Source organism: Flavobacterium sp., assembly GCF_035760125.1.
Lineage (GTDB): Bacteria > Bacteroidota > Bacteroidia > Flavobacteriales > Flavobacteriaceae > Flavobacterium.
The window spans coordinates 1-6,457 of sequence record NZ_DASTTN010000293.1 but is presented as its reverse complement, the minus strand read 5'-3'; the positions used below and the strand labels follow the sequence as shown (position 1 = coordinate 6,457).

At 30.1% G+C, this 6,457-nt stretch carries 7 protein-coding genes; 2 read left to right on the top strand and 5 right to left on the bottom strand.

Annotation, left to right across the window (positions count from 1 at the left end; translation table 11 throughout):
• On the top strand, positions 1-1,004 hold a 1,004-nt coding region (locus tag VFS71_RS10565; protein ID WP_326401179.1), incomplete at its 5' end, for a glutamate--tRNA ligase.
• 34 nt (positions 1,005-1,038) lie between these two features.
• On the opposite strand, the gene VFS71_RS10560 is transcribed toward VFS71_RS10565, so the two are convergent.
• Positions 1,039-1,635 (bottom strand): hypothetical protein, encoded by a 597-nt coding sequence (locus VFS71_RS10560; protein ID WP_326401178.1) that lies wholly within the window; start codon positions 1,633-1,635, stop codon positions 1,039-1,041.
• A 162-nt stretch (positions 1,636-1,797) separates the two neighbouring features.
• Between VFS71_RS10560 and VFS71_RS10555 the strand changes: the two genes are divergently transcribed.
• Positions 1,798-2,781, top strand: a complete 984-nt coding sequence (locus tag VFS71_RS10555) for an SPFH domain-containing protein (protein ID WP_326401177.1) — start codon at positions 1,798-1,800, stop codon at positions 2,779-2,781.
• A 31-nt stretch (positions 2,782-2,812) separates the two neighbouring features.
• On the opposite strand, the gene VFS71_RS10550 is transcribed toward VFS71_RS10555, so the two are convergent.
• From VFS71_RS10550 to VFS71_RS10535, 4 genes are all read right to left on the bottom strand, one after another.
• Positions 2,813-3,067: a DUF6327 family protein gene (locus VFS71_RS10550; protein ID WP_326401176.1), complete on the bottom strand. Its 255-nt coding sequence runs from the start codon at positions 3,065-3,067 to the stop codon at positions 2,813-2,815.
• A 2-nt stretch (positions 3,068-3,069) separates the two neighbouring features.
• Positions 3,070-3,420, bottom strand: a complete 351-nt coding sequence (locus tag VFS71_RS10545; protein ID WP_326401175.1) for a competence protein — start codon at positions 3,418-3,420, stop codon at positions 3,070-3,072.
• Between the two features lie 11 nt (positions 3,421-3,431).
• Positions 3,432-3,767: a YtxH domain-containing protein gene (locus VFS71_RS10540; RefSeq protein WP_326401174.1), complete on the bottom strand. Its 336-nt coding sequence runs from the start codon at positions 3,765-3,767 to the stop codon at positions 3,432-3,434.
• A 573-nt stretch (positions 3,768-4,340) separates the two neighbouring features.
• Entirely contained in the window at positions 4,341-6,437 is a 2,097-nt protein-coding gene (locus tag VFS71_RS10535) for a glutamine--tRNA ligase/YqeY domain fusion protein (RefSeq protein ID WP_326401181.1), read from the bottom strand.
• Between the last annotated feature and the right edge of the window lie 20 nt (positions 6,438-6,457).

The following is a 6,457-nucleotide window of genomic DNA, read 5'->3' as shown; positions in this document are numbered from 1 at the left end:
AAACTTTGCATTTACAGGACATTATTCGTGGAGATGTGAAATTTGAAACTAGTCTTTTGGATGATAAAGTGTTATTCAAAAGTGACGGAATGCCAACCTACCATTTGGCTAATATCGTTGATGACCATTTAATGGAAACTTCACACGTTATTCGTGGAGAAGAATGGTTGCCTTCCATGCCATTACACGTAATGTTATACCGTGCATTTGGTTGGGATGCTCCTGAATTTGCACATTTACCATTGATTTTAAAACCAATTGGAAACGGTAAACTATCAAAACGTGACGGAGATAAAATGGGATTCCCAGTATTTCCGTTGGAATGGAAAACAGAAGAAGGCATTTCATCTGGATACAGAGAGAAAGGTTTTTTTCCGGAAACAGTTGTAAACTTTTTAGCATTATTAGGTTGGAATGATGGAACCGATAAAGAACTTTTCTCTTTAGAAGAATTAACAGAAGCTTTTGATTTAAAAAGAGTACATAAATCGGGAGCAAAATTTGATCCAGAAAAAAACAAATGGTTCAATCATCAATATTTGATGAAAAAAGATGATACTATTTTAGCTGAAGAATTCTCTAAGATTATTGAATTAAAGCATCTAAATAGATATTATTCATTAATCGAAATGACAAAAATTGTTTCATTGATTAAAGATAGAGCGCACTTTGTTTCTGAATTTTGGGAAATGAGTGATTTCTTTTTTATCGCACCAACAAGTTATGATGAAAAAGCAAGCAAAAATTGGAAAGCTGAAACACCTACATTAATGCAAGAATTAATATCGGTAATCGAAGAAATAAGTGATTTTACTTCTTTAAATATTGAAACAATTGTAAAAGATTGGATGACAAAAAACGAAATTGGAATGGGTAAAGTGATGCAGCCGTTTCGACTGAGTTTGGTTGGAGCACTGAAAGGTCCTCACCTATTTGATATTGTTGAAGTCATTGGAAAACAAGAAACTATTTCAAGACTACAAAATGCAATAGCAACATTATAAAACAAAAAGCTCCCAAAATGATTGGGAGCTTTTTTTATTTAAGACATTCGATATAAACAGGCGAATTAAAAAAATCTAAAATAGCTAGATTAAGATTCTGAAAAGATGTGTTATCATATGATGAAATTCGATCCATCAACAAGTTGCAGTCTTTAAAATAGAATTGAATTTTAGAAAAAATATCACCACGTACTGAGACTGATTTAGGCTTTTTAAGATTGTCAAATTGAAGACTATCTAATATACCGCTATTTGAATCTACTATATAAAAAACATAATTTACAAGATTACTATCCTCATCATCCGAAGACGTAGATGAAAGAATGAGCAATTTAGAAGCAGTCTCTGATAAAACAAAATAGCCATTTATCTCTTTTGAATTGTTTAATTTGAACGTTTTAAATTTATTCTTCCCAATGAGAATAAAATCAAAATCTTTAAAGCTTATCTTCTTTTCAATTTCTGAGTTTTCAAGTTTATAAAAAACAGTCTTTTCAACATAGTCAATTCGAAAAAAATTCGTTTTGATAGCAATTTTAGATCCACTATTAGTAAGAATAAAACTTTGAAAAGATTCCATAGAAAAAGAATTCACACTAAATAATAATATTAAAAAGTAAAAGTGTTTCATTAAAAGCAGGTTATGATTAAGTTATCAAAAATACAGTTATAGTAATTCTTGGCTGTTAACAAATTATGAATCATAGATTATTAAATAAAATTACAAGACTTAACTTTTGTAACTTTAAAGATATTCTTACGTATAACTTACACGAACTTAAAAACTTAAACCATGAACATTTCCTTTATTTTTATAATCATCTTCGGATTGATTATTTTTCTTTCCTCTTTTTTTACAGTAAAGCAACAAACGAGTATTATTATCGAGCGTTTTGGAAAATTCTTGAGCGTAAGAAATTCGGGTTTACAATTTAAAATTCCATTAATAGATAGAATTGCAGGTCGAGTAAACTTAAGAATTCAACAATTAGATGTTTTGATTGAAACCAAAACAAAAGACAATGTTTTCATCAAAATGAAAGTTTCAGTCCAGTTTAAAGTGATTCAAGAACACGTCTATAATGCTTTTTATAAATTAGAATATCCGCACGATCAGATTACGGCTTATGTATTTGATGTTGTCCGCGCTGAAGTTCCAAAGTTGATATTAGATGATGTCTTCGAAAGAAAAGATGACATTGCCATAGGTGTAAAACGCGAGTTAAACGAGGCAATGTTGACTTATGGTTATGATATTATCAATACATTGGTTACTGATATAGACCCAGATATTCAAGTGAAAAATGCAATGAATAGAATTAATGCTGCCGATAGGGAAAAAACAGCAGCTATGTTCGAATCTGAAGCACAAAGAATAAGAATTGTGGCCAAAGCCAAAGCAGAAGCAGAAAGTAAAAAACTTCAAGGTCAAGGTATTGCAGACCAACGAAGAGAAATAGCGCGTGGGTTGGTAGAAAGCGTAGAAGTTTTAAACAACGTTGGGATAAATTCCCAAGAAGCATCAGCTTTAATAGTAATTACACAACATTATGATACTTTACAAGCAATTGGCGCAGACACAAATTCAAATTTGATATTGCTGCCAAACTCTCCACAAGCAGCCAGTGATATGTTAAACAGTATGGTTACTAGTTTTACTGCTTCAAATATTATTGGAGAAGAAATGAAAAAGCAACCAAAAAGAGTCAAAAAAACAGATAATACGGCTATAGACTATAATCCGTCTGATACTTCAGATTCAGTAGAACCAGCATAAAAAGAAAATGTTTTTACAATAAAAAAGAGGCTTAATTGCCTCTTTTTCTATTTATAAAATAACTAATAACATATGGAATCACAGCTTTAATAACTGAAAGTAATTTATTTGGAATGGCTTCCTTATATGGTTCTAAAAATCCACTGACAATATTTTCGGGAGTTATAGTCTCTTTTGTTCTTTGAATACTTAAAACTAATCTTTGGTAGCTAATCTCTTTTTCTAATTTTAAGATTTCTAGGTCACGATCAATTGATGCATAGGATGAATATTTTTTGGTCTCCATAATTAATCGTTAAAAAAGATTTCTGAAAATTTTTCCAAAATTGGTCCTTCAATTACTTTTTCCTTAACTAAAAATAAAAGGAAAGTCATAATTAAATAAAATGCTCCAACAATCAAAAATCCAATTGCATAACTGTCATAATAAGTACCAATTGCAAGAGCTGCCGCTAAAGAGCCAAATAACAAAACCATACTAAAACACAATAAAATCAAAGTAAACTTCAAAATCATTGTTGTTGATTTCATTGCAACCTTGAAACCCCACAATTTATAATAAGAAGCTGACTTTTCAAAATAAGCTTGAGCTTGTTCCTGAATACTATCTGTGTTTTCTTTTATTTTATCAAAAGCCATAGATGCTGGTTTTATTTCTGAAATTTAGCATTTTTTAATTTAAGTTCCGCTAATTTATTTTCTAAAAACGAAATAACATCCTCAGTCTTATGACTTAATGAAGAAACAATATTTTGATAATTACCATCAATATCATCTTTGCCTATTAAATCCTTTGCCTTTCCAACCAACTTTTCGGATACATCATGAAATTTATCCTGAAGATTATGTTTGGCATCATCAAAACCATCTTTAATTTTTTCTCTAGTTTTGGATCCTTTATCTGGTGCAAACAAAATTCCAATACCTGCGCCTATAGCTGCACCAACCAAAATAGCTACAATTGTATTCCCAGTATTATTTGACATAAAATTTAAAGTTTAAAGGTTACTACTTATAAAAATACAACTTTATTAACAAACATGTGTTAACAAGCAGTTAAAGTAGAATATATTGGCTAAAAAATCAAAATTAGACCTTTGTCTGAAATAAAAAACAAAAATGGTCTATTGGTATACAAAATAAATAAAAATGTTTTAAAACGAACATATGAAAGTCAATTTTAATCAATAATAACTATTAAAATTTATTAAATGATATTAAAAATAAATAATAATTTTAAACTATTATTATAAAATTATAATCACAAAAAATTATAATCTATAAAAAAGAACTTTTTTGTAAAAAAGTAATGAAAACAGAATTGGTGAATAAAAAAAGGGTCATTTTTTATAAAAAATTAAAATAACAACTTCTAAGAAATAAAAATTTTAAAAATATAAATTAACATAGACAAAACTTAAAAACGTCTTAAAATTAATTTATGGAGGTTGATTTTAATAATTAATTTTTATAATATTTTTAAAATTAATCAATATTATATATAATAAAAAAGTGCTTTATAAAAAGCACTTTTAATTGATAAAAACTATATGTTAATTTTAAATTGAATTAAGTACTTCTAATACTTTTTCATTTTTTTCAGTATTTCTTAATTCTGTAATTTGGGCTTCGAAAACAGAACTATTAACTAAATCTCTTTTTAGATTTAATAATACAAAAATACGTACCGTTGCCAATTGACTTTTCAAAGACATAGTATATAATTTATTTACAATCTCTAAATCGATATCATTTGCTTTCACTTTATCAGAAAAATGCAAAAGTAAATTGGCAAACAATAAAGAATTGTTGTCATTCTTCACATTTTTAACCAATGTTTGACAAAGTAAACTAAAATTATCAATTGATTTGATGTTTTCAACAATGGTGTTTAAAAGCAAAGAAGCATTCTTTTCGTCTTTTTCTTTTACATATTTATTGATCTCTTTTTGAGTATTCATCAAAAGATTAGCTTCTTTCTTGTCCTTCTCTTCCCAAGCATCTTTAAGTCCAACTGTCTTGTTAAATACTAATTTTAAGTCAGTTGCATCTTTATCAACAACAAAATAACCTAAACGTTGAAACTGAAAATGGTCTCCAATATTAGCTTCTGACAAACTTGGTTCCACAAAACCTTTAACGATTTGTAACGATTCAGCATTCATAAATTCCAAGAAACTTTTCTCTTTATGACTGTCTGGAGCTTCGTCTATAAACAAACGGTCGTACAAACGAATTTCGGCTTCAACAGCATGAGAAATGGAAACCCAATGCAATGTTCCAGCCACTTTACGTTTACTAGCCTCACTCCCACTTCCACTCAAAGAATCTGTATCATAAGTAACTTGAATTTCGGTAATATTTCCATTAGCATCTTTTGTAACACTTTCTCCTTTAATGATATATCCATTTTTAAGGCGTACTTCATTTCCGATACTCAAACGGAAAAATTTAGCTGGAGCCACTTCTAGGAAATCATCTCTTTCGATATACAATTCACGAGAAAAAGGCACTTTTCTATATCCTGCAGATTCATCTTCTTGGTTATTTTCAGCTTCAAGCCACTCCTCTACTCCTTCTGGATAATTGGTGATTACTACTTTTACAGGATCCAAAACAGCCATAACTCTAGGGGCCGTTTTGTTTAAATCTTCACGTAAACAGAAATCCAAAAGTGATACATCAATAATATTTTCACGTTTTGCAACTCCAATTACCTCACAAAATTTACGGATTGCAGCTGCAGTATAACCACGTCTTCTTAAACCGGAAATAGTAGGCATTCTAGGATCGTCCCAACCATCAACTATATTTTCCTGTACCAATTGCAAAAGCTTACGCTTACTCATAACGGTATAATTCAAGTTCAAACGAGCAAACTCATATTGATGTGGACGCACTTGATTTTCATCATAAATTTGATCCAAAAACCAATCGTATAATTCACGGTGCATCACAAATTCCAAAGTACAAATAGAGTGAGAAATTTGTTCAATAAAGTCACTTTCACCATGAGCATAATCATACATCGGGTAAATATTCCAGTCATTTCCTGTACGGTGATGATGACGGTGTAATATTCTGTACATCAATGGATCACGCATCAACATATTCGATGATGCCATATCAATTTTAGCTCTCAAAACGTGACTTCCTTCAGGAAAATCGCCATTTTTCATTCCTTCAAAAAGAGTCAAATTTTCTTCAATAGAACGATTTCTATAAGGTCCATCTACACCAGGTTGAGTTGGTGTTCCTTTTTGAGTTGCCATATCTTCAGAAGACTGACTATCAACATAGGCCTTACCATTTTTAATCATAGTAACTGCCCATTCATATAATTGTTGGAAATAATCAGATGAATACAATTCCTCAGACCAATTGAACCCCAACCATTTTAAATCTTCTTTGATAGCATCTACATATTCCTGCTCTTCTTTGGCTGGATTCGTATCGTCGAAACGTAAATTGACTGGCGCATTGTACTTTAAACCCAAACCAAAATTCAAGCAAATGGATTTGGCGTGGCCAATATGCAAATATCCATTAGGTTCTGGTGGAAAACGAAAGCGTAATTTATCTTGCGGAAAACCGTTTGTTAAACTGTCTTCTATAATTTGTTCAATAAAATGAAGTGATTTCTCTTCTGATGCCATTTTTATAAATTTTAGCAAAG

Coding starts and splice junctions, on each gene's coding strand:
- VFS71_RS10560 (WP_326401178.1), bottom strand. CDS start 1,635: ATGAAACACTTTTACTTTTTAATATTATTATTTAGTGTGAATTCTTTT.
- VFS71_RS10535 (WP_326401181.1), bottom strand. CDS start 6,437: ATGGCATCAGAAGAGAAATCACTTCATTTTATTGAACAAATTATAGAA.
- VFS71_RS10540 (WP_326401174.1), bottom strand. CDS start 3,767: ATGTCAAATAATACTGGGAATACAATTGTAGCTATTTTGGTTGGTGCA.
- VFS71_RS10555 (WP_326401177.1), top strand. CDS start 1,798: ATGAACATTTCCTTTATTTTTATAATCATCTTCGGATTGATTATTTTT.
- VFS71_RS10545 (WP_326401175.1), bottom strand. CDS start 3,420: ATGGCTTTTGATAAAATAAAAGAAAACACAGATAGTATTCAGGAACAA.
- VFS71_RS10550 (WP_326401176.1), bottom strand. CDS start 3,067: ATGGAGACCAAAAAATATTCATCCTATGCATCAATTGATCGTGACCTA.